At 70.0% G+C, this 21585-nt stretch carries 25 protein-coding genes; 11 read left to right on the forward strand and 14 right to left on the reverse strand.

Annotation, left to right across the window (positions count from 1 at the left end; all coding sequences use genetic code 11):
• Positions 1–114 precede the first annotated feature (114 nt).
• Complete coding sequence (locus tag ACRDTB_RS03810) at positions 115–876, reverse strand: IclR family transcriptional regulator (protein WP_431428501.1); 762 nt, start codon at positions 874–876, stop codon at positions 115–117.
• Between the two features lie 129 nt (positions 877–1005).
• On the opposite strand from ACRDTB_RS03810, the gene ACRDTB_RS03815 reads away from it, so the two are divergent.
• On the forward strand, positions 1006–2643 hold the full coding sequence (locus tag ACRDTB_RS03815) for a UGSC family (seleno)protein (RefSeq protein ID WP_431428502.1): 1638 nt from the start codon (positions 1006–1008) through the stop codon (positions 2641–2643).
• Positions 2644–2693: 50 nt separating this feature from the next.
• On the opposite strand, the gene ACRDTB_RS03820 is transcribed toward ACRDTB_RS03815, so the two are convergent.
• Complete coding sequence (locus ACRDTB_RS03820; protein ID WP_431428503.1) at positions 2694–3626, reverse strand: alpha/beta fold hydrolase; 933 nt, start codon at positions 3624–3626, stop codon at positions 2694–2696.
• Positions 3627–3661: 35 nt separating this feature from the next.
• On the reverse strand, positions 3662–4162 hold the full coding sequence (locus ACRDTB_RS03825; protein ID WP_431428504.1) for a hypothetical protein: 501 nt from the start codon (positions 4160–4162) through the stop codon (positions 3662–3664).
• A gap of 189 nt (positions 4163–4351) precedes the next feature.
• Between ACRDTB_RS03825 and ACRDTB_RS03830 the strand changes: the two genes are divergently transcribed.
• The 3 genes from ACRDTB_RS03830 to ACRDTB_RS03840 all read left to right on the forward strand — a co-directional run bounded on the left by ACRDTB_RS03830 (position 4352) and on the right by ACRDTB_RS03840 (position 7846).
• Positions 4352–4765 carry a hypothetical protein gene (locus tag ACRDTB_RS03830; protein WP_431428505.1) on the forward strand — a complete coding sequence of 138 codons (414 nt, stop codon included), beginning with the start codon at positions 4352–4354 and terminating at the stop codon, positions 4763–4765.
• Positions 4726–5325, forward strand: a complete 600-nt coding sequence (locus tag ACRDTB_RS03835; protein ID WP_431428506.1) for a hypothetical protein — start codon at positions 4726–4728, stop codon at positions 5323–5325. Before ACRDTB_RS03830 ends, ACRDTB_RS03835 begins: the two co-directional genes overlap by 40 nt.
• Before the next feature lie 220 nt (positions 5326–5545).
• Positions 5546–7846: a putative bifunctional diguanylate cyclase/phosphodiesterase gene (locus tag ACRDTB_RS03840; protein ID WP_431428507.1), complete on the forward strand. Its 2301-nt coding sequence runs from the start codon at positions 5546–5548 to the stop codon at positions 7844–7846.
• On the opposite strand, the gene ACRDTB_RS03845 is transcribed toward ACRDTB_RS03840, so the two are convergent.
• The 3 genes from ACRDTB_RS03845 to ACRDTB_RS03855 form a co-directional block, all read right to left on the reverse strand.
• Positions 7843–8661 carry a cyclase family protein gene (locus ACRDTB_RS03845; RefSeq protein WP_431428508.1) on the reverse strand — a complete coding sequence of 273 codons (819 nt, stop codon included), beginning with the start codon at positions 8659–8661 and terminating at the stop codon, positions 7843–7845. The genes ACRDTB_RS03840 and ACRDTB_RS03845 overlap by 4 nt on opposite strands.
• Before the next feature lie 121 nt (positions 8662–8782).
• A complete protein-coding gene (locus ACRDTB_RS03850) occupies positions 8783–9487 on the reverse strand; it encodes an ABC transporter ATP-binding protein (protein ID WP_431428509.1) in 705 nt (234 codons plus the stop codon).
• A complete protein-coding gene (locus ACRDTB_RS03855) occupies positions 9480–9734 on the reverse strand; it encodes a hypothetical protein (RefSeq protein WP_431428510.1) in 255 nt (84 codons plus the stop codon). The genes ACRDTB_RS03850 and ACRDTB_RS03855 overlap by 8 nt, the downstream gene beginning before the upstream one ends.
• A gap of 27 nt (positions 9735–9761) precedes the next feature.
• Between ACRDTB_RS03855 and ACRDTB_RS03860 the strand changes: the two genes are divergently transcribed.
• Together ACRDTB_RS03860 and ACRDTB_RS03865 are read left to right on the forward strand one after the other, a co-directional pair.
• Positions 9762–10115 carry a nitroreductase family deazaflavin-dependent oxidoreductase gene (locus tag ACRDTB_RS03860; RefSeq protein ID WP_431428511.1) on the forward strand — a complete coding sequence of 118 codons (354 nt, stop codon included), beginning with the start codon at positions 9762–9764 and terminating at the stop codon, positions 10113–10115.
• A 73-nt stretch (positions 10116–10188) separates the two neighbouring features.
• A complete protein-coding gene (locus ACRDTB_RS03865) occupies positions 10189–11352 on the forward strand; it encodes a hypothetical protein (protein ID WP_431428512.1) in 1164 nt (387 codons plus the stop codon).
• 85 nt (positions 11353–11437) lie between these two features.
• Here the strand turns inward: ACRDTB_RS03865 and ACRDTB_RS03870 are convergent, their stop codons facing one another.
• The 6 genes from ACRDTB_RS03870 to ACRDTB_RS03895 all read right to left on the reverse strand — a co-directional run bounded on the left by ACRDTB_RS03870 (position 11438) and on the right by ACRDTB_RS03895 (position 15522).
• A complete protein-coding gene (locus ACRDTB_RS03870; RefSeq protein ID WP_431428513.1) occupies positions 11438–11968 on the reverse strand; it encodes a carboxymuconolactone decarboxylase family protein in 531 nt (176 codons plus the stop codon).
• 4 nt (positions 11969–11972) lie between these two features.
• Positions 11973–12287: an AtuA-related protein gene (locus ACRDTB_RS03875; RefSeq protein ID WP_431428514.1), complete on the reverse strand. Its 315-nt coding sequence runs from the start codon at positions 12285–12287 to the stop codon at positions 11973–11975.
• A 22-nt stretch (positions 12288–12309) separates the two neighbouring features.
• On the reverse strand, positions 12310–13656 hold the full coding sequence (locus ACRDTB_RS03880; protein WP_431428515.1) for an acyclic terpene utilization AtuA family protein: 1347 nt from the start codon (positions 13654–13656) through the stop codon (positions 12310–12312).
• A gap of 94 nt (positions 13657–13750) precedes the next feature.
• Positions 13751–13927 carry a hypothetical protein gene (locus ACRDTB_RS03885; RefSeq protein ID WP_431428516.1) on the reverse strand — a complete coding sequence of 59 codons (177 nt, stop codon included), beginning with the start codon at positions 13925–13927 and terminating at the stop codon, positions 13751–13753.
• A 26-nt stretch (positions 13928–13953) separates the two neighbouring features.
• Complete coding sequence (locus ACRDTB_RS03890) at positions 13954–14319, reverse strand: hypothetical protein (RefSeq protein WP_431428517.1); 366 nt, start codon at positions 14317–14319, stop codon at positions 13954–13956.
• 105 nt (positions 14320–14424) lie between these two features.
• Positions 14425–15522 (reverse strand): glycosyltransferase family 4 protein, encoded by a 1098-nt coding sequence (locus tag ACRDTB_RS03895; RefSeq protein WP_431428518.1) that lies wholly within the window; start codon positions 15520–15522, stop codon positions 14425–14427.
• Positions 15523–16043: 521 nt separating this feature from the next.
• Between ACRDTB_RS03895 and ACRDTB_RS03900 the strand changes: the two genes are divergently transcribed.
• The 4 genes from ACRDTB_RS03900 to ACRDTB_RS03915 all read left to right on the forward strand — a co-directional run bounded on the left by ACRDTB_RS03900 (position 16044) and on the right by ACRDTB_RS03915 (position 18725).
• Positions 16044–16532, forward strand: coding sequence for a DUF5994 family protein (locus ACRDTB_RS03900; protein ID WP_431428519.1), 489 nt, complete (start codon positions 16044–16046; stop codon positions 16530–16532).
• Between the two features lie 221 nt (positions 16533–16753).
• Complete coding sequence (locus ACRDTB_RS03905) at positions 16754–17257, forward strand: general stress protein (RefSeq protein WP_431428520.1); 504 nt, start codon at positions 16754–16756, stop codon at positions 17255–17257.
• 157 nt (positions 17258–17414) lie between these two features.
• Positions 17415–18185, forward strand: coding sequence for an NYN domain-containing protein (locus ACRDTB_RS03910; protein WP_431428521.1), 771 nt, complete (start codon positions 17415–17417; stop codon positions 18183–18185).
• Between the two features lie 45 nt (positions 18186–18230).
• Positions 18231–18725 carry a DUF309 domain-containing protein gene (locus ACRDTB_RS03915; RefSeq protein WP_431428523.1) on the forward strand — a complete coding sequence of 165 codons (495 nt, stop codon included), beginning with the start codon at positions 18231–18233 and terminating at the stop codon, positions 18723–18725.
• Positions 18726–18747: 22 nt separating this feature from the next.
• On the opposite strand, the gene ACRDTB_RS03920 is transcribed toward ACRDTB_RS03915, so the two are convergent.
• Both ACRDTB_RS03920 and ACRDTB_RS03925 read right to left on the reverse strand, forming a co-directional pair.
• On the reverse strand, positions 18748–18951 hold the full coding sequence (locus ACRDTB_RS03920; protein ID WP_431428524.1) for a cold-shock protein: 204 nt from the start codon (positions 18949–18951) through the stop codon (positions 18748–18750).
• 177 nt (positions 18952–19128) lie between these two features.
• Entirely contained in the window at positions 19129–19875 is a 747-nt protein-coding gene (locus ACRDTB_RS03925) for a CPBP family intramembrane glutamic endopeptidase (RefSeq protein WP_431428525.1), read from the reverse strand.
• 296 nt (positions 19876–20171) lie between these two features.
• On the opposite strand from ACRDTB_RS03925, the gene ACRDTB_RS03930 reads away from it, so the two are divergent.
• The gene (locus ACRDTB_RS03930; protein ID WP_431428526.1) at positions 20172–21497 is read left to right on the forward strand and encodes a DEAD/DEAH box helicase; all 1326 of its coding nucleotides are present in this window, start codon (positions 20172–20174) and stop codon (positions 21495–21497) included.
• The last annotated feature ends 88 nt before the right edge of the window (positions 21498–21585 follow it).

Genomic DNA, 21585 nt, shown 5'->3' on the forward strand with positions numbered 1-21585 from the left:
TCACGTTTCACTACATGAAACGGCCAACTCATGGAGTGAGCTTATGATTGCGGCGGAGGCACTGTCAACCGTGGCCGTGACCTGCGCTGCCCCGGATCGGTCCGGATCGAGCGATCAGCCAGGGACCGGCCAGTGGACGTACCTGCCGGGTGGCTTACTCAGCGACTCGCTCACGTCTCGGCCGGCGCGGAACAGAGCCGGCACCATCGCCTGCCGGCGTTCCCGGACGAACCGGCTTGCCGGCCCGGCGATCGCGATCGCGCCGTAGATGTCCGGGCCGTGGAACAGCGGCACGGCGATCGCCCCGCTGCCGCCGACGTCCGCCGACTCGATCGACAGGTAGCCGTGCTCGACGATCCAGCGCAGCTGCTCCGCGAGCAGCGTCCGGGCCGCGTCGTCCGCCTGCTCCGCCATGACCTGGGCGCGCAGCCGTTCGGGGCAGAAAGCCAGGATCACCCGGCTGGACGCGCCGCGGTCCAGCGGCCGGGTCTCGCCGGCCTGCAACGCCGAGCGCACCTCCTCCCGGCTCTCGAACCCGGCCACGCACAGCCGCACCCGGCCGGCCAACTGGTGCAGGGCGACCGTCTCGCCGGACTGCTCCTGCAGTGCGCGCAGCACGTCGTGCACCGTCGACGGGACCCGCTCGGCGAACCCGGTGGCGTGGGCGACCTCGATCAGCACCCGGCCCGGGAAGTACCGCCGGCTCGCCGGATCGCGCACGAGCCAGCCGCGCTGGGTGAGCATCGCCAGCAGCCGTGAGGCGGTTGTCTTGTCCAGCTCGGCCGCCGCTGCCGCCTCGGTGGAGGAGAGGCCCGGCGCACCGGCTCGGGCGACGACGTCCATCAGGTCGAGCGCCTTGACCGCGGCCTGACTCACGAGGCCTCCCTCTCGATGCGCGCACGACATTGACAGCCGCCCACGGCGGCTCCAATACTTCCATTGAGTTGCAACTGACAAGAGCATAGTTGCATCAGATGAGAATCAAAAGATGAGGGCGGTATTGTCATGGGCGACAAGATTTCGGTCTACCGGCCTACCGGACCGGCGCGGAGCGCGGAGCGCGTCGTGGCCAGTGGTCTGCGCCGGTCGTGGGAGAGCACGACCGTCGCTCTCGTCGACAACGGGAAGCCGGGCGCTCTCGCTCTGCTCACCGGCATCGCCGACGAGCTGGACATCCCGGCCGAGCGCCGGGTCATGGTGCCCAAGCAGATCGCGTCGCGACCGATGAACGACGACGAGTTGCGCACCATCAAGGAGAACTGCGACGCCGCGATCCTCGCCGTCGGCAACTGCGGCTCGTGCACCTCATGGACCTGTCACGACGCGATCACCGTGACCTCGGACTTCGGCATCCCGGCGGCGCTGATCGTGACCACCCCGTTCATCCACATCGGACAACACGTGTCCAGGAGCCTCGGCTACCCGGATCTGCCGATGGTGGCGGTCGAGCATCCGGTGGGGGACCTGCCGTTCGAGGTGATCCGCGCCCGGGGCGCCAAGTCCGCGATCGCGGTGCGCGAGGCCCTGCTCGGCGTGGCCGACCGTGCCGCGGCGCCCGCCGCCACCGCTCCCACGGACGCTCCCGCCGAGACCGGCGACGCCGAGCTGCTCGTGGTGGAGCGGGACCAGGCCGCCATCGACGAGCTCTACCAGGCCAACAACTGGAGCGACGGCCTGCCGATCGTCGCGCCCACCGAGGAGCGGATCACCGCGATGCTCGGCCGGCACGCGGCCAGGGCCGACGAGGTGGTGGGCACGGTGGCCACGGGGTACGGGGTGGCGACGCTGCGGGCGATCGCGGTGAACGCGGTGATGGCCGGATGCTCGCCCGAGTACTTCGACGTGGTGGTGGCCGCGGTCAAGGGAGTCGTCGACCCGGCCTTCAACCTGCACGCGCTGCAGGCGACGACCCACCCTGTCGGCCCGATGATCCTCGTCAACGGGCCGGTCGCGGCGAAGATCGGGATGAACGCCGGCACGAACGCGATGGGCCAGGGCAACCGGGCGAACGCCACCATCGGCCGCGCGCTGCGGCTGGTCCTGATCACCATCGGACGGTGCGTGCCGGGCGTGACCGACCGCGCGACCTTCGGCAACCCGGGCAAGTACACGTTCTGCCTCGCCGAGAACGAGTCGGCGAGTCCGTGGGAGCCGTTCCACGTCTCGCGGGGCCTGGCCGCGGCGGACAGCGCGGTGACGGTGTTCGGGGCGGAGGGGACGCACAACATGAACGACCCGGCCAGCGTCTCGTCGACCGGGCTGCTCAAGACGTTCGTGGGCTGTATGTGCACGCCGGGCTCCAACCACCACCAGTTCCCGCGCACCGAGCCCCTGGTCGTGCTTGCTCCCGAGCACGCGACGCTGCTCGCCCGCGAGGGCTTCACCCGCGCGTCGCTGCAGGAGTACTTCTTCCAGAACGCCCGGATCCCGCTCGCCGCATTCTCCGCCGAGCGGATCGAACGGTTCCTGTCTCGCCGCCGGCCGGTGTGGTTCGGGCCGGGGAACACGACGAGGGTCGCGGCACTGGCCGACAGCCCGAGCGACTTCCTGATCGCCGTGTCGGGGGGACCGGGCACCCACTCAGTGTTCGTGCCGAGCTTCGGCGGCACCGCCGCGGTGACCGTGCCGGTCGAGCAACCCTGACCGGTCCCGTCCTCGCCTTGTCTACATCAGACTGACGAGCTGGTTCTCGGCTACCGGTCGCCGAGGACCAGCTCGTCGATCAAGGTCGCGAGCTCGCGTGGCCGGTCGCTCTGCACGGCGTGGCCCGCGCCGGGAACGACCTCGACCCGCACCGCGGGACAGCGCTGCCGGAAGGCCGCCACGTCCCCGTCGGCCACGAACGGGCTGTCGCCGCCGCGGACCAGCAGGACCGGCACCCGCAGGGCGGACACGTCGGCCCACAGCGGTGTGCGGTCGGTGAGCCGGCTGGTACGCAGGCCGGTGATGTCATGGCGCCACCGCCACCAGCCGTCGGGCAGCCGCAGGGCGTTGTGCCCCACACCTCGGCGCACCGCGTTCGCCGACCGCCGCGGCGAGGCGAGCACCGCGTGTTCCACCATGTCCTCGAGGGAGTCGAAGTACTCCGCGCCGTCGGTGAGGGCGACGGTGCACCGCTGCTCCCTGGACATGGCGGTGAGCCGGGACAGGCCGCCGGGCGTGATGTCGACGACGGTCAGGTGGCGCACGAGGTCCGGATGCGACACGGTGAGCCGCAGACCGGTGAGCCCGCCGAGCGACATGCCGACCAGCGGCAGTGGCCCGACCGGCTCGAGCATCCCGTCGAACGGGGCGGTCAGGGCGATGGCGACCGCCTCGGCGTTGCGGGCGGGGGAGTAGTCGTGGTCGTCGCGCCAGTCGGAGCGCCCGTGTCCGGGAAGGTCCAACGCCAGGGCCGGCCGCCCCAACGCCAGGGCGACGAGATCCCAGGTGCGCGCGTTCTGCCCCGCGCCGTGCAGGAACACCACCTCGGGCGGCGCCTCGCCCCATCGCACGATGCTGACCCGCCGCCCCCCGTCCACCACGACGTGCCGCCGCACCACCCGTGGCACCGCGTCCGATCCCAGCCCGAGCTCCCCGGCCGCCTCCACCAACGAGCCCCACTCATCGTCTTCGGCGTCCGGCATGATCGCAGGCTACCCTGCCACGATGGGTCGGCTGGCTACCACAAGGTCGCGGCGAACGTGGCGACCGAGCCCGCCGTCGCGAGCAGGAAGAGGGCCGTACCCGAGGTGGCGAGCCCGTTGATCCGGCGCAGCGCTCGGGCCCGTGTTTCGGCGAACGTGGTCCGGCTGGTGGCCTGCAGCCGAGGACGCTGGGCGATCGCGAACGCCGCCGCGGCGATGAGGAAGAGCACGCCGGGGATGGCGGCGAACCCGTTGGCCTGCCCCAGGTAGTCGAGAACGGCGAAGTAGACGGGGATCGCCGCGGAGGATGCCGTGAGCATCGAGCGGCTGTAGTCGAGCGCGGTTCGGCGGGACGCGGCGGCCCAGGCCTCGTACTCGGCGTCCGGTTCGTCGGCGGCGTCGGGCTCGGTCTGCGCGAACGGGTCCGCGATCTTGATGAAACGTTCGTTGGAGCCGATGACGATCTGGCCGGAGTACTGTTTCCTCGTGCGGGGGCAGAGCAGTGTGATGGTCGTTTCCTGGTTTCCGGCGAACACGAGTGTTTCCTCGGCCGGACCGATCAGTAACGCGTAGCGGTGCGTCGCGCCACAAGCGGGGCACATGGCGAATCCGGCTGAACGGCTACAGCAGCATCACGTTGCGAACTGAAGTCCTTGGTGACTCGCCGTCGTGAGGTAACCGTCGAACCCAACGAGAACGATAGGCGGCCGGGTTGGGTTCAGGCGTTGGAGCTGGCGGCGCGGCACGTGCAGGGGGAGGATCCGGAGCGATACGGTTCTGGCCAGGGTGGCCGGACGATCGGGCAGGCTTGGCACACGACGTTCACCATGTTCGGGATTCCCATGGCGTGTGTACTCGTCGCTGGACGTCCACCGGCCGGAACCGAGGGCATCCCGGTCGTCATTGAACTGTCGCTGGCGGACGTGATGCGTCGGATCGAGGAGTTGTTAGCTCACGGTGACACCTCGATTGTGGCGTTCGTGCACGACGGACGTACCGGCCACGTCGTAAACCTGGTGGGCCAGCATGGCGACCGCATTGTTTACACCGACCCGTGCCGAGGGATTCATTGCTGTGCCGGCACCAGAATGCCGCCGGTGTGGACGCCCAGGAACACGACGAGGACACGTGGTCGGTGACGACCGCTGAACTGGCTCGGGTGCTGATCGGTCTGCACGTGTTCCCGAACCTGTGGTCCGAGGTGTGCGGCGAGGGCGGCGCGGTCCGGTTCGCGGATCTGCCCAGCACGGATCTGTGGTCGTTCTTCGGTCTGCACGAGATCGCGCGCGATGGGGATGAGGTCCGGGTATCGCCGGGCAACTTCTCCGAGGACGTCGCTCTGCGGTTCACGCTCGGGGATCGCGATCGGATCCAGCGGGCTGAGCTGAGTTTGCGGGAGACCTGGGCGCTCGGCGGCGAGTTCGGTATCAATCCGTTTGGTCTCGACATCGCGCGCGGTTTTGCTGGCGCTCTCGTGCCCGAGCCTGACCGCCGATCGGCCGCCGACGTGCTGCTGGGGCTTGACCTGGACCATGTCGGAGTGCGTTACCGCGATCCGGAGTTCCAATCCACCACGGCCGGGCAGCTGCTGCTTGCCTACACCGGCGGTATTCCCGATACAAATCTCGTGTTCAGTACGTCCGCACTGAACATCGAGCATCGCGACGACTGGCTGCAGCTGCGCATCAACACGTTCTAGGTATGATTCCGCGCCACCAGTCGGTCACCGGGTGGATCCCCAATGGACGGATCGACGTTACCGCTGAGCCGTCCATTTCCGACGATGAGCTCGAGAAGTTCGATCGTGCGGAGGTATCGAGGCCGGGTCGCGAGATGTCCGACTGGGGTAGTGTGCTCAGGCGGGCCGACGCACGTGACCATGACGCACGTTGGACGGGGCGGATGACATTCGAGGTGTCATGAAGGATCGGCGGTACCAGTTGGCCGTCCTGCTGATCGTGGTCCTTGCGGCCCTGATCGCGGTGAACGGCCTGGCGCTCTGGGGCGACCGGTTCGCACTGTGGATCGACAACGCGATGCAGCTGGGCGGCGGGGTGACCGCGGTCGTCTGCGGCTGGCTCGTCGCCCGCCGGATGCGCGGGGCGCAGCGATGGTGGCGGCTGCTGATCGGCCTGGGCATGGCCGGCTGGTCCGGCGGGCAGATCATCTGGTCCTGGCACCAGCTCATCGACGGCCGGGGCCTGCCCTCGCCGTCGCTTGCCGACGTGGGCTACCTGACGCTTCCGGGCTTCGCGCTCGCGGGCCTATTCGTGCTCGCCCGCGCGCGGGAACGGCCAGACGGTCAGCGTTGGCTGCCACGGCAATGGAACGCGCACTTCGGCGCTGCCGTGGTGATCGACGGGCTGGTCGTGACCGGTTCGCTGTTCATCCTGACCTGGACGGCGGCGCTCGGGGCGGTGGTGCGGGCATCCGGTCCGGACGCGCTCGCCTGGGCGGTGGCCATCGCCTACCCGCTGTCGGACCTGGTCCTGGTCGTGGTGGCGCTGCTGCTGGTGGTCTTCGATCGCGTGGATCGGCCGTACCGGGCCAACCTGCTGCTGCTCGCTGCCGGGATCGTGGCGCTGGCCTGCTCCGACAGCATCTTCGCGTATCTGGTCAGCATCGGCGCGGAGAGCATGAAGCCCTGGGCCGACGCCGGGTTCGTCCTCGGGCCGGTGCTCATCGCCTACGGCCTGCTGGCCGGGCCCAGCCGGCGAGCGAGCGAAAGCCAGACGGTCGGAGTGGACTGGTGGCAGCTGGCCGTGCCTTACGTGCCGGTGACCGCGGTGGCGTTGTTGATCAGCAGCCAGCTGCTGTTCGGCGACGGGCCGGACGGGGTCGAGGTCTCCGTCGGCGTCTGTGTGATCTTCCTCGTGCTGGCTCGGCAGCTGCTGTCGCTGCTCGACAACCGGCTGCTGCTGCGGCGGGTGTACGAAGGTCAACAACAGCTGGCGCACCAGGCGTTCCACGATCCACTGACCGGCCTCGCCAACCGGACTCTGTTCGCGGACCGGCTCGACCGTGCCGTCGCGGACGGCGCCGGCACGGTCGGCACGCTCGTACTGATCTTCGTCGACCTGGACGACTTCAAGGAGGTCAACGACCAGTTCGGCCACGCCGGCGGTGACGTCGTGCTGCGCGCGGTCGGGCAGCGGCTGCTCGGCTGCGTGCGGTCGTCCGACACCGTTGCCCGGCTCGGCGGCGACGAGTTCGCGATCCTGCTGGAAGGGGAGGTCGACGCGCCGCAGGCAGTCGCGGACCGGATCCGCGGTGCGCTGCGGCGGCCGTTCGCCGTGCACGGCACCCAGGTCGCCGTCCGCGCCAGCATGGGCCTGGTGGTCCTGGATCCCGACGAGCCGCTCGTCACGTCGGACCTCCTGCTCGGCCGGGCGGACACCTCGATGTACGCGGGCAAGCGGCTGGGCAAGGACACCACCGTGGTGTACCGGGCGTCGCATGACGGCCTGCCCGACTTCACGACGACCCTGCGGCGCGCGCAGGGCGGCGTGCCGGACGGCTTCGCCATGGAGTTCCAGCCGATCGTCCGGCTGGGCGACGACGCCCCGGTCGCGGTGGAGGCGCTGTCCCGGTGGACCGCGCCGGACGGCACCCAGATCCCGCCGCACACGTTCGTCCGTGCCGCCGAATCCGCCGGGCTCGGCGCCGAGCTGGACGCGCTGGCGCTGGATCTTGCCTGCCGCGAGGTCACCGCCGCCGAGCTGGATCTGGCCGTGCACGTCAACGTCTGCGCCAGCCGTCTGGGCACGGCGACGTTGGAGCAGAGCATCACCGCGGCACTGGCCCGGCACCGGCTGCCCGCCGACCGGCTCGTCGTCGAGATCACCGAGACGGTACCGGTGCTCGACCTCTCCGCCGGGGCCGAGGCGATCCGCCGGCTACAGGAACTCGGCGTGCGTGTGGCGCTCGACGACTTCGGCGCCGGGTACAGCTCGCTGACCTGCCTGCACGCGTTGCCGGTCGACCTGATCAAGCTGGACCGGGCCCTGACCACGGGCGTGCGGCCGGACCGGGACGTCGCACTGTGCCGTTCGCTGGTCAGCCTGGGTGCCGAACTCGACTTCGTGGTCGTGGCCGAAGGCATCGAAACGGCCGAGCAGGCCGCGTTGCTCGCCCAGACGGGCTGCACGATGGCCCAGGGCTACCGGTTCGGTCGCCCCGGCCCGCTGTCCGCACTGCGGCTCGCGGTTTCCCCCAGCTAGTCCACTCCGCGCGGGATCAGGCCGAAGATCGTCGCCGTCGAGCCCGACCCGTTGCGGTTGATCGGGCCGCCCGCGAGCACCCAGGCGCCGGTGGCCGGCAGCTTGGCCAGGTTGGCCAGGATCTCCAGACTGATCCGGCGCCGCTGGTAGACCAGCTTCGACACGGTGTACGTCTCGTCGATGCCGACGTCCGGGCTGAACGTGTCGATGCCGGTGCCGCCCCGGCGCCCGAGGCGGCCGGTGTCGATCAGCCAGCGCACCGCCGGGATCGAGAAGCCGGGCTGGTGGATCACGCCGTTCTCGTCGAGGTTCGGGAACGCCGGGGTGCCCCAGCGGGACTCCCAACCGGTCCACAGCACGACCATCGAGTCGTTGGGAATCCGGCCGTGCCGGCGCTCCCACGCCTTGATGTCCCCGATCGTCAGGGCGTAGTCGGGGTCGGCCGAGGCCTTGTCCCGGACGTCGATCTTCACCGCGGGCAGGAACAGGTCGCCGGGGTCCATCTGGTCGGCCAGTACCGCACCCTCATTGAAGTGGCCGGGGGCACCCCAGTGCGTGCCGGTGTGCTCGCCCTCGCGGACGAACTGCAGGAAGTAGCCGTCCTCCGGGATCGTGGCGATGGTCTCCAGGGAGAACGCCGGATCACCGGGGAACACGTTGGTCGTGGCCGGGTCGTTGACATGCGACAGGTTGACCAGCGTGAGCTGGTCGAGCCGGACCGGCGGGACCGAGGCCTGCGCGGTGCGGCCCGGCCACGACAGCGCCCCGAACAGCCCGGCCATCCCGGCCGCCAGCACCTTTCGCCTCCGTGCCATTCAGATCACCTTCCCGATCACCGAAACCACCCCGCGACGCCCGCACGTGATACCACCCCGACGCCTGTCAGCCCAAGTGGGGTCACCCCGAACGCCTCGTCTCGTGTGGCGGCGTCGGCTCTCAGACACCCAGTACGTCGCGGCGCACGTCCTTGTCGTGACGTAGCTGATCCGACGGGGCGCCGGTGATGATCCGCCCTTCGGCGACCAGGTAGCCGCGGGTGGAGATCTCCAGGGCGCGGTCGATGTCCTGCTCGACGAGCAGCACACTCACCCCGCTCCGGTTGATGGCGGTGATGGCCTCGAAGACCTCGTCGATCACGACTGGGGCGAGGCCGAGGGACGGCTCGTCCAGCAGCAGCAGGCTCGGTTGGGCCATCAGGGCGCGGCCGATGGCCAGCATCTGCTGCTCGCCGCCCGACAGGCTGCCGGCCAGTTGCGTGGACCTGGCCGACAGCCGCGGGAACAGCTCGAACACCTCGGCCAGGGTCTGCCGGTACCTGGCCCGAGCCGTGCGGCGGTAGGCGCCGAGGCAGAGGTTGTCGTGCACGGACATGTGGCCGAAGCTGCGGCGCCCTTCGGGGACGACGGCCACGCCGTGTGCGCAGACCCGGTGGGCCGGCAGGCCGACCACGTCGATGCCACCGATGTCGATGTGGCCCCGGACCGAGGCGTGCAGGCCGGCGACCGATGCCACGAGCGTGGACTTCCCGGCGCCGTTGGCACCGATGAGGCTGACCGTCTCACCGGTGCCGACGTCGAGGGAGACGCTCCACAGTGCTTGTGCGTCGCCGTAGAACGCGTCCAGCTGCCTGATCTCAAGCATGTGCGTGCCTTCCCAGGTAGGCGGCGACGACGGCGGGGTCGGCCAGCACGGTCTCGGGGTCGCCGTCGGCCAGGCACGATCCTCGGTCGAGCACGACGACCCGTGTGGACAGTGCTTCGACCACCCGCAGCAGGTGCTCGACGATGACGATGGACATGCCGGTGGCATGGATGCGGCGGATCACCGCGACCGCGTTGTCGGTCTCCGCCGGGTTCAGCCCGGCCAAAGCCTCGTCGAGCAGCAGCACCTTCGGCGCGATTGCGAGAGGTGGCCAGTGGAACAGAAACAGCAGGCGGGCAAGTGCAGGGCCGGTACGCCCGGGGTGTTGTCACGGTGGATGCAGTGGAAGATGAACGCCCGGATGAACCGCAAGATCCGTGGTGGGCTGATCGTCGCATCGGGCGGTGGGAGCCAGCACCCGGACTGGCACGGCAATCTGATGGCGCACCCTGAGCGGGCGTCGATCGAGCTGCCCGGCCGCGACGCCATGCCGGTGACTCCGCACCAGCTCGACGGCGCCGACCGTGAGCAGGCATGGCAGCGCATCGCCGCCGCCCAGCCCCGCATCGCGACGTACCAAAGCAAGTCCGACCGGGAGTACCCGGTCATCCGACTCTCCCCACGGTGACCGCACGCGCGCGGTCCGTCCATAAAGGACTTTCTCGGACGGTCCCGCCGGCGTCGCGCGGTATCGTGGCGCCGTGACGGAGCAGGAGTGGCTGCACGCCTACGCGATGCTGATTCTTCGCCTGGACCGTAGGTTGGCCGACAACGGCTGGGCCTGGGTGGACTACTACGGGCCCGACGAGTGGCGTGCGCGGGTCGCCGGCGAGCAGCCGCGGCCGGCTGGGCGGCTCGTCGACGACGCCGAGGAGCTGGCGGCGGACCTGCCGTTCGACGAGCCGCGCCGCACCTACCTCGCCGCGCACGTGCGGGCGATCCGCGCGCTCACCCGCCAGGAGAACGGCGCCCGCCCCACCATGCCCGACCTGATCCGCGACTGCCTCGGCATCGAGGTCGGCATGGTGCCGGAGACAGTGTTCGAGCGGGCGCACGACGAGCTGGACCGGGCACTGCCGAAGACCGTCGGCTCGCTCGCCGAGCGGCTGCGGGACTGGCGCGCCGCACACTCGCTCCCGCGCGAGCGGCTCGACCAGCTCCCCGACCTCGTGGCACGTGCGGTCGACGAGAGCAGGGCGCGCACCCACGAGCGGATCGCTCCGCTGCCCGACGGGGAAAGGGTTCGCTGTGAGGTGGTTCCCGGCGTTCGCTACGTCGGGGCCGGCTGGCATCACGGCGGCTTGGACTCCACCATCCTGCTGGGCGGCGATCGTCCGTTCAACCTCGCCGACCTCCTCTACGTCGTCACGCACGAGGGCCATCCGGGACACATCGCCGAGCAGGTGCTCAAAGAGATCCACCTGACCGACCGCGGCCACTTCGAGCAGAGTGTGCGGTTCGCCCCGGCGCCGCCGTTCGTGCTCAGTGAAGGACTCGCCCTGCACGCGGAAGAACTCGTCTTCCCCGACGACGAGGCACAGGCCTGGCTGACCGACAACATCCTTGGCCCACGCGGAATCCGGCCGGATGGCAGCGACTTCGCCGCCATCCACCGCGCGCGCAACGTCCTGTTCGGCGTGCGGCACAACGCCGTGCTCCGCCACGACGAAGGCCGCGACGACACCGAGACAGGCGAGTACCTGGCACGGTGGGGCTTGACCGAGGACCCCGACACGCGCGGGCTCGACAGCCCCTACCTCTGCGCCTACTACTACGGCTGGCGGTTGCTCGATTCCCGGCAGGACTCCCTCGACCTCGCCCGCCGGCTGCTGACCGAGCAGGTTCTGCCCGCCGACCTGGTCTGACGGTGGTCAAGCCGCGCTGGCCCTGCGAAGCAATGTCCACTGTGGACAAGATGACCACGCGGCCGGTCCGTCCGAAAAGGGCGGCTCAGTGGACTGCCTCCACCTCCACCGCCATCGCGGCGAGGAACCGCGACACCGCGAGGTAGTAGGCGACCAGGCCGGTCAGCTCGACCAGCTCGGCATCAGCCAGCCACCGCCGCACCGCCGTGGTGTGCCGGTCGGTCACCGCGGCGGCGAGCACCGCGTCGGCGTAGTGGATCAGGTCCCGCTCCCGGTCGGTGAACAGCCCGCGCGGCGGCTCGGGGTGGTCCAGCGCGTCCAGCTGGGCTTGGCTGACGCCGGCGGCCAGCACGAGTGGGGAGTGGTGGTGCAGCTCGTATGCCGACCGCGTGCGCGCACCGACCCGGCAGATGATCAGCTCACGGGTACGGTCGTCGAGCCGTCCGCGGTAGCGCAGCCAGCTGCCCAGCCGCAGCCAGGTCGTGGCGAGAGATGGCTCGTGCAGCAACATCCGGTACAGGTTCGGCAGCGCACCGTCCCTGGCCTTGTCGACAGCCTCGGCGGCGGCCCGGATCTCCGGGTCGCCGCCAAGGTCCGGGTACTGGATACGAGCCATTCGCTCAGCCTTTCCGTAGGTCGAGGTCGATCAGCAGCAGGCCGTAGGACAGGCTCTTGCCATGTGCGTCCAGTTCGAGAGCCGCGGACACCCCGCCGGGCCTCGTTCCGTGCAGGACGAAGTTCAGTCCGCACACGGTCGGCACCTCGTAGCGCAGCACCTCGCCCGTGACGATTCCGGCGAAGTGCGCCGCCACCCGCTCCGCGGTCAGCAGCTCCACCAGCAGCGGGTAGTCCTCGTCGCGGTACGGGAACACGCAGATGTTGGTGATCTCGCCCTTGTCGCCGGCCCGGGCGTGGGCGATCTCGTGCAACAGCATGGCCGATCTCCTCAGCAGGGAATCAGGTGGTCGCCGTGTGCAGGGTGGTGTGCACGAGCGAGCGTGGGATCGACGTGGAACGCACCGAGACCACGGCCCGGACCGAGGACCGCTTGCCGGCCCCGCCGGCCGGGCCGGTGATAGTCAGCGCCTCCACCTCCGCACCGACGATCGCCGCCGCGTGCTCGGTCGTCGTCCGCGCGGCGATGCGCAGCCGGACCTCGAACGGCTCGGGCGGCTCGGCCCGGCGGGCGATCGGGCCGAGCACGGAGTCGTACCCGATGAACTCGGTGCGCAGATCCGTGTACCGCACGCCCTGGCGACGCAGCCGGTCCCGGACGATCTCGGCGCTCAGCTCGGCCCGGCGGAGCGCACCCGGTCCGGCGTAGGACATCTCGCCCTCGCCGATGAATCCGTCCCGGACGCCCATCACCACCTTGAACTCGTCCGGCCGGACCCGGCCGGATCCGCCGGAGACGGCCACCCGGTCCTCGCCGGCCGGCGCCAGCACCGCGTGCGAGAAGTCGGCGGTGACGTCCGGGGTCAGGTATGCCGCCGGATCATGGATCTCATAGAGCAACTGTTCCTTGCAGGTGCGCACCGACACCTGCCCGCCGGTCCCGGGTGTCTTGCGGACCACCGCGGTGCCGTCCTGGTCCACCTCGGCGATCGGCATGCCGATGCTCGTCAGGTCGGGCACGTCCTTGCGACCGGGTTCCGCGAAGTAGCCACCGGTCACGCTGGAGCCACACTCCAGCAGGTGGCCGACCATGGTGCCGCGGCCGAGCCGGTGCCAGTCGTCCGCGGCCCAACCGAACTGGTGCACGAGCGGGGCGACGAAGAGCGACGGGTCGGCGATGCGGCCGGCCAGCACCACTCGGCAGCCGGCCCGCAGTGCCGGCAGCAGCGCGTCCGCACCGAGGTAGGCGTGTGCCCAGTCGACCTCACCTAGTGCCTCGCCGAGCGGCCGGCCGGTCTCCCATACGGTGCGGTCCAGGCCGTCGAGCCGCTCGAGCACGTCGTCGCCGTCGACCGCGCCGACCAGCATCCCGGTCAACCCGAGCCGGCCGGCGATCTCCACGGTCGCGTCCAGCGCGCCACGCGGGTTGGCCGCGCCGAGATTGGAGACCAGCGTGGTTCCCTTGGCGCAGGTGGGCAGCAGGGTCTCCATCCGGGCCGGCAGGCCGGCGTCGTAACCGAGCGATGGGTCCCGTCGCCTCCTCGCATAGGCCAGTGCCAGGGTTCGCTCCGCCAGGCACTCCAGCACCAGGTAGTCGAGCTCGCCGCGCTCGGCCAGCTCGGCCGCGGCCTCCAGCCGATCGCCCGCGTATCCGGCGCCGCATCCGATCCGCACCGCAGCGGCCGTCACCGCTTCTCGCCCTTCACGAGATTTAATCTATCGTATATCGTTCGAGTTCGGCCATACCTCGTCGGCTCCGCGGTGCGTGGTCGTCAGCGCGTGGTCACAGGTCGAACGCGGCCGACCAGCCGGCCAGCCGGCGCGTCGGCGGCGCCTGGTAACCGGGAACCGTGATGCCGAACTCGCGGTCGATCCAGTCGACGAGATCCGTGCCGTACCAGATGGAATCCACGAACTGCCACACGCTCAGCACGGACGCCTGCTCGGTACTGTCGGCCACCACGCACCGGTGCCCGTACAACGGGATCAGTGGCGGCCAGGTGCGCACCACCGCCACGCCCGCTCGATCGCCAGGTGGAGATCGGCCGGTCGCGCTCCCCACCCGGCCACCCAGTAGCCGTCGTTGTGCTCGACGTCGAATTCCAGCGTCTTCCGCAGCCGCGCCCTGCCGTACTTGACAACTCCGGCGGGATCCGCACGCCACTCATGCCACGAACCGCCCGTCGGGTAACCGCTGCGCAGCAGGAACTCGAGCTGTGCGGGCAGCGCCACCCCCACCTCGGCGGCCACCCGGTCGATCTCCGCGTCGGTCAGCCCCGGCCCGACGGGGATCTTCTTGGCCTGCTGTGCCCACAACGCCCTGCAGGCCGCCGCCAACGAGTCCTCGGTCACCAACCCGAACCTAGCGGCATCAGCCGTTGCGTGACCTCGCCATCACCGCACACCGCACAGGACTGTATCGGTCGCGCGTTTGGCCGCGGCACGCTGACCGGGTGTCTACACCGCCGTTTCGATCAGCACGTTATCCGGGCGGGACGTGGTCGCGACCTTGGCCGAGGGGGCCAGGACCTGCTCCTCGAGCTGCCGGATGATGGTGGCCGGCGGGATCGGTGCCGGCTGGGCGAACACATTCAGCAGCGCGTTGACGGACTGCTTGACGGTGAACCTCGCCGCGGCGTCCTGCCTGGCGGCTCGTGAGAGCGGTCCACTGGCCACGGCCGCGCGGATGCCCCAGGCGAGCGCCTCCGCGTTGTCCGGTTCGACGAGCACCACCCCGCCGCAGTCGGTCTCGGGCAGGCCGCCGTCGTCGGACGCGATCACGCGGCAGCCCGAGTGCTGTGCCTCGACCGAGACGATGCCGAAGGTCTCGTGCCAGTACTGGCTGTTGGACGGCATCACCACGACGTCGTGGTCGGCCATCAAGGCGGCCATCGTGGCCGGTGTCTTGCGGCTGGTGACCACGGAGATTCCCGGGTGTGCCCCGAGCAGCCGCTCGATGATCTTCCCCTGTGGCTTGTCCGCGCCCGCGGTCGTCGCGGTGAAGGTGAGGGCTACGTCCTGCTCGATGATGTCGATGTGCAGTGTCTCGAGCAGGGTGTAGACGCCCTTCTCGGGACTCAGCCGGCCAGCGAACAGCACCCGCGTCGTTCCGGCTGACGTGTCCGGCCGGGGCTGCTCGGCGAAGCACGGCTCCGCGAACGGGTAAACGACGTTGATGGTCGAAACGTCGACGTCGAGGTATCTCGCCCACAGGGCGGCCGCGTACCGACTGGTGACGATCAAGGCGCGATTCCTGGTTCCCCTGACGGCGAACGCCTTCTGCTCGTCCCGGATGGGCGGCGGGTTGTGCAGGATCAGGTACGACAGCTGCTTGGTCGGCACCGTGTGCGGTTCGTTGACGAACACGATGGTCCCGTCGAGCCCACCGACCTCGGACAGCGTCGCCAGCGAACGGAACGGGATGTCGTTGAACTCGGATCTGCCGTCGTCGGCGTCCAGCCCGACGGTGACCACCTGCGCCGGTACGCCCTGCCGGTTCAGTTCCCGGACCTGGCCGACTGTGTAGTTCTCCGAGCCGCCGGTGCCGGCGGGCAAGGGGTTTCCGGGCGACCAGATGAACGAGATCAACTTGTGCTGCCAACTTTCGTTGTTCGGAGACCGGCCGAACGGATGACAAATGGACGGATGGCACGGTCGCCAGTGGCACGCGCATGCTGCGCGTGGGGAAATTCGGTGTGGACCGCCGTCAGAACTTGTGATCGTGAACGGTGACAGCCGGGCGGAGCCTAGCACGCTCACCCGTGTGACTGTTCCGATACACCTAGAGTGACAGTGTCCGGACATGACGAGAAATAGTGCTCCGATATTCACGGGCGATTCTCAGGAATATTCGGCATCGGCATCGACCGGTCGTTTCCATGGCGGTGTAGCATTGAGATTGTCGAAGGTATTTCGTACGTGAGTGGTCAAGCCCGCGTCATCGTCGACGTATTTTGCCCAGACCGGCCGTGTCTACGGCTGGGGATGGGAGTATCGGCATTATGTCGAGCCCGCACGTTCGCGTCGACACCCCACCGGCCACGATGGTCACTGAGCCGCCTCGGCAGACACTTCGGTTGAAGCTGAAGCCGAAGGCGCCCGCCACGGGATACGTCGACGGAGCGTGGTGGCCTCGTTCCCGAGACCTGTCCACCGAACTGCCGGTGCTGCTTGCGGTGCTGGCAGTTCGACTGGGTCCGATCCTGCGGGTGAGCTACAACCTCCCCAACTGGGACGCCGCTCCGCGCCGCCTGGACATCGGCGGCCGGCAGGTGCGACTGGGCGGCTTCCGTGCCCAGCACCCGCACACCGTGGACGTGATCGGACCGAACAGCTCTCGCCTGACTCTGTTGGTCCTGCCGCCGGCAACCGACCGGGTCGCCGCGCACCAGACACTGATGACCGCGTCCCGTCGGGACAACGTCGACGGCATCGATCGGCTGCTCACGCCCGCCGCCACGACCGAACCGAGGCGGTCGACAAGTCAGCTCCCCGACGAGTCCGTGGAGCGCTGGGAGACCGACGGTGGCGCCGGACACGGCGAGCCGGACAAGAAAGCCAGGTGACCGACAGGGCACGGAGGTCTCTCCGCCGGGACGCGCAGGTTCCGCGGACACACATCTGCGCCGGCCTCACCCGGTCCGTCGGTCGTCGAATTGTGCATGCGCTGCTGATCACACTCCTCGTTGGGTTCTTTGTCGTCCGCTATGCCATTCGGCAATACTTCCGCAAGGAGTTGACGTGGGGTACCGACAACCAACTGCATTAATTCGGAGAGCGAGAAGACATGACGACACCATTCGCACGAGCCCCGGCTTCAGCCACGACCCGGTTACCGACGTTGCCGGACGGATGGCCGGTCGGCTCCTACGACACGTACAAGGACGCTCAACAAGCTGTCGACCACCTGGCTGACAGCGAGTTCCCGGTTCAGGGAGTCACGATCGTCGGCGTCGAGCCGATGCTCGTCGAGCGGATCGACGCCCGCCTGACCTGGAAGCGCGTGCTGACCGCCGGAGCGGTGTCGGGCGCCTGGCTCGGCCTGTTCGTCGGCCTGCTGCTGAGCCTGTTCACCACCGGTGGCGGCGTGCTGCCGATCGTGATCGGGCTGGTCTCCGGCGTGGGGTTCGGCCTGGCCTCGGCCGCCGTCCGGTATGCCTCGACACGCGGACAACGCGACTTCGTGTCGCACAGCCAAATGGTCGCGCGCCGCTACGACGTGCTGTGCCAGCCACGCAGCGCCGAGCGGGCCAGGGATCTGCTCGCAGCGCTCGCCCTGCGCACCGCCTAGAGCTGTCCAAGTCGGACAGTTCGGTCGCGTATCGCCACCAGGACAGGGCTCTCGCGGTTGGAATGAGATGCTGGGAGCCGGCTCGTAGGAGATGACTCAACGAGCCGGTACGCCTGGCTGACCCGGCCAGCGTTTCCAAGCACGAGGGAGCCGCCGAATGGTCAGCGAGAACGTCGCCAGGCTGGCGGTGCTCATCGACGCGGACAACGCGCAGCCGTCGATCACCGAGGGCTTGTTGGCCGAGGTCGCCAAGTACGGCACCGCGCACGTCAAGCGCGCCTATGGTGACTGGACGGGCACGGGCCTGCGCGGCTGGAAGGACCAGCTGCTCGCCCAGTCGATCCAGCCGGTCCAGCAGTTCGCCTACACCAGCGGCAAGAACGCCACTGACGCGGCGATGGTCATCGACGCGATGGACCTGCTGTATTCGGAACGTTTCGACGGGTTCTGCATCGTCTCCAGCGACAGCGACTTCACCCGCCTGGCCGCACGCCTGCGCGAGTCCGGCCTGACCGTGTACGGGTTCGGCGAACGCAAGACGCCCAAGCCCTTCGTCGCCGCCTGCGACAAGTTCGTCTACGTCGAGAACCTCACCTACCCCGAGAGCCCCAGCGCGGCGGCGGACGCGCCACCGAGGTCGAAGGCGGCCACCTCCGCCGCGCAACTCAAGCGCGATTCCGCACTGGTGAACCTGCTGCGCAACGCCGTCGAGGCGGCCTCCGACGACGACGGCTGGGCCGCGCTCGCGTCCGTCGGTCACATCGTCACGAACCAGCAGCCCGACTTCGACTCCCGCAACTACGGATACGCCAAACTGAGTGACCTCATCGCGGCCACCACGCTGTTCGAGCTGGACCGTCGCAGCGCCGGCGACGGCAAACCCGGCATCCTCTACGCGCGCGACAAACGACGCCGCCCCAACAAGTAGCCGACGCGCGTGACGGAGGCCCGTGGACGATGGGAGGCTGGGCTAGTGGGTACGGACGGCAGCGCGGGGCCGATCGATCGCGACCGTGACGAGGTGGGCCGCGCGCGCAACGCTCGCCCGCGCGACGGGCTGGGCCGCCCGCTGCCGCGCGGCGCGGCCGGCGTCGCGCGCCATCCCGAAGGGGTCCTGCGGTCACCGGACCAGACTCTCGCCGAAGCCCAGCGGCTGCTCGACGACGGCATGCCGTTCCATGCCCACGAAGTGCTGGAGGACGCCTGGAAGAACTGCCCGGAGCCGCAGCGCGCGCTGTGGAAGGGGATGGCCCAGCTGGCGGTGGGCGCCACCCACGCCGCCCGCGGCAACAGGACCGGGGCGGTCGCCCTGCTCAGGCGCGGTGCCGACCACATCGAGCCCTACCAGGGCCAACCGCCGCACGACATCGACGTCGCCGGGCTGCTTCAGTGGGCACGTGACCACGTCGCCGCCCTCGAGGCCGGCGCGGGCCACGTGACCACGCCACGCCTTCGCGGTCCGGGCTGAGTCGGCAGCCCGGACGCGGACGTCAGACGGTGCGTACGGCGGTGGCCTGCAAGCCCTTGCGGCCCTCGGCGACCTCGAACTCGACGCGCTGGTCGTCGGCCAGGCCGTGGTCGTCGTAGTTCTGAATCTCGGACTTGTGCACGAAGAGGTCCTTACCGCCGTCGGCGGGCGAGATGAAGCCGAAGCCCTTGGTGGCGTTGAACCATTTGACGGTCCCCTGTGGCATGTGTGCTCCTACGTGCGTGGGACGACGGCGGGCGATGACCCGGCGAAGATCGTGGTCCCGTCCCCGGCCGGAAAGTTGGCCGGGCTCAACTGCTGGGGACTGCGTCGACGGGCTGCCGAACAGGGGTGAACCCAACGGCCGCAGTGTACCCGCCGGCAGGTGCGTCGTCCCGGCGGTTCAGGCGTACATGAGCAGCCACCACGCCACGAGCACACCGCCCGAGTTGGTGGCGAGGTGAACCAGCATCGGCGCGAGGAGTCCGCGCCCGGTGTGTCGCCACCAGTACAGCGCCACGCCGGCCACGGTGGCGCCGAGCATCGCGACCAACGACACCACGATGATCGGGACACCGCCGAACACGGTGTCGATGGCGGCGTTCTCCCTCAGTGCCAAGGAGGGGAGCGCGTGCCACAGTCCAAACAGGAGGGCAGCGGCGAGCACGGGCCGCCACCGCCACCGGTCACCGGCACCGAACAGCGCGGGGAGCACGCCACGGAAGGCGACCTCCTCGAGAAGCACGGTGCCCAGTGGGATGCGGACCAGCGTCACCCACAGCAAGGTGCCGACACCGAGCGTGCCGAGGCGGCCGTCGTCGAACAGGTCCCGCAGCGACGGCACCGCGACGGCCACGCCGAAGACCAGCCCGATCGCACCCAGCCCGGCCAACCCGAACACCCCGGCTCGCCGCAGGTGCCGCCGGTCCAACCCGATGGCGTGGAAACGCAGCCCGGACCAGCGGGCCAGCTCGATCAACGCGGCCGCGACGACCACGCCGCACAGCGGATAGGACCAGCCCGGCAACAGCAGGTTGACCATCGCCGTGGCCGCCGCGAGCAGCAACAACGCGGCTGCCGTCGCCAGCACCCGCCGACGTCGCCACGGGGAGCCGGGCGGAGCGACCGGGGCCGAGGTCGACGTCGTCATGATGCGTCCAGTGTGCGCTTCCAACCTGAACGGCGCCTGACGGCAATGCCGCGGGTCCACGCGGTCGTAGGTCCGTAACCGGGCCGTGTACGCTGGCGTTGACGGCCCGCTCAGTTCTGCCTCGGGCCGCGTTTTCTTGTCGACCACCACGCGCCGCGGCCATCGACGGTCTGCGCCGGGCAGGACGACCCATCGACGTTTCGGAGTACCACATGGCGGCTCGCCGCCCCCGCACGACTCTTCCTTCCCCAATCGAGAGCACACGGCCCGACGGCCGGACCTTCACCCAGCTGGGCGTGCCCGCCGCGCTTACGGCGGCGCTCGCGGCCCAGGGCGTCTTCAGCCCGTTCCCCATCCAGGCGGCGACATTGCCGGACTCGCTGGCCGGTCGCGACGTGCTCGGCCGCGGCCGGACCGGGTCGGGCAAGACCTACGCGTTCGCGCTCCCCGTGCTCGCCCGGCTGGCCGGCGGCGCCCGGCCGCGCCCCGGCCGGCCCCGTGCGCTGATCCTGGCGCCCACCCGTGAGCTCGCCGGCCAGATCGAGGCCACGATGGCGCCGCTCGCCAAGGCCATGTCGCTGCGCACCCTGACCGTCTACGGCGGTGTGCGCCCCGGCCCGCAGATCTCCGGTCTCCGGGCGGGGATCGACGTGCTCATCGCCTGCCCCGGGCGCCTCGCCGACCACATCGACGCCGGTCACGCCCGCCTCGACGCCGTCGAGATCACCGTCCTCGACGAGGCCGACCACATGGCCGATCTCGGCTTTCTTCCGGCCGTCACCAAGCTGCTCGACCAGACCCCGCGCCGCGGCCAGCGGCTGCTCTTCTCGGCCACGCTCGACGCCGGTGTCGACGTGCTGGTCCGCCGATTTCTGCGCGATCCGGTCACGCACCGCGTCGACCCGGTGTCCTCACCGGTGACGAGCATGGCCCACCACGTGCTGCACGTACCTCCGGCCGCTCGGCTCCCGGTGCTGGTCGACCTGACCGCCGCGCCCGGCCGGACTCTGGTGTTCACCCGGACGAAGCGGGGCGCCCGGAAGCTGACCAGCCAACTCGTCGCGGAAGGTGTGCCCGCGGTCGAGCTGCACGGCAACCTCGGTCAGCCGGCGCGCTCCCGCAACCTGCTCGCCTTCGCCGACGGCAGCGCGCCCACCCTGGTGGCCACGGACATCGCCGCCCGCGGCATCCACGTCGACGACATCACGCTGGTGATCCATGCCGACCCGCCGACCGAGCACAAGGCCTACCTGCATCGATCGGGCCGCACCGCGCGGGCGGGAGCGTCCGGCACCGTGGTCACCCTGATGACCGACGCGCAGGTCGCCGACGTCCGCGACCTCACCCGCAAGGCCGGCATCACCCCCACCGTCACCCGGCTGCGACCCGGTCATCCTCTTCTCGCCCAGATCGCCCCGGGGGAGCGCACCTACGTGACCCCGGCCGCGAAGGCGACGCCGGACGCACGCCCGGCCCGCCGCGGCCGGCCACCCGGCACCACACCACGACCCACCAGGCGCGCGCGACCAGCGAAGCCGAACTCCCCGGCGCCCACCGCGAACCCCACCGGAATGGCCGCGTTCTCGGCCGGCACCCGCGCAGGGCGGCGCCTCGGCCGCTGAGGGCCGGGATGTCCGGCCGCGTCGTGCGGGAACTGCTTGATCAGCCGCGGCAGGAGGTCCGCCACGACCCGAGCACGCCGCGGGAGTC

It is taken from the genome of Actinophytocola sp., from assembly GCF_050699935.1.
Classification (GTDB): Bacteria; Actinomycetota; Actinomycetes; order Mycobacteriales; family Pseudonocardiaceae; genus Actinophytocola.

Excerpts from the sequence above, each read along its gene's own strand:
- ACRDTB_RS03815 (WP_431428502.1), top strand. The coding sequence starts at position 1,006 with ATGGGCGACAAGATTTCGGTCTACCGGCCTACCGGACCGGCGCGGAGC.
- ACRDTB_RS03820 (WP_431428503.1), bottom strand. The coding sequence starts at position 3,626 with ATGCCGGACGCCGAAGACGATGAGTGGGGCTCGTTGGTGGAGGCGGCC.
- ACRDTB_RS03840 (WP_431428507.1), top strand. The coding sequence starts at position 5,546 with ATGAAGGATCGGCGGTACCAGTTGGCCGTCCTGCTGATCGTGGTCCTT.
- ACRDTB_RS03845 (WP_431428508.1), bottom strand. The coding sequence starts at position 8,661 with ATGGCACGGAGGCGAAAGGTGCTGGCGGCCGGGATGGCCGGGCTGTTC.
- ACRDTB_RS03850 (WP_431428509.1), bottom strand. The coding sequence starts at position 9,487 with ATGCTTGAGATCAGGCAGCTGGACGCGTTCTACGGCGACGCACAAGCA.
- ACRDTB_RS03870 (WP_431428513.1), bottom strand. The coding sequence starts at position 11,968 with ATGGCTCGTATCCAGTACCCGGACCTTGGCGGCGACCCGGAGATCCGG.
- ACRDTB_RS03875 (WP_431428514.1), bottom strand. The coding sequence starts at position 12,287 with ATGCTGTTGCACGAGATCGCCCACGCCCGGGCCGGCGACAAGGGCGAG.
- ACRDTB_RS03905 (WP_431428520.1), top strand. The coding sequence starts at position 16,754 with ATGACGACACCATTCGCACGAGCCCCGGCTTCAGCCACGACCCGGTTA.
- ACRDTB_RS03910 (WP_431428521.1), top strand. The coding sequence starts at position 17,415 with ATGGTCAGCGAGAACGTCGCCAGGCTGGCGGTGCTCATCGACGCGGAC.
- ACRDTB_RS03920 (WP_431428524.1), bottom strand. The coding sequence starts at position 18,951 with ATGCCACAGGGGACCGTCAAATGGTTCAACGCCACCAAGGGCTTCGGC.
- ACRDTB_RS03925 (WP_431428525.1), bottom strand. The coding sequence starts at position 19,875 with ATGACGACGTCGACCTCGGCCCCGGTCGCTCCGCCCGGCTCCCCGTGG.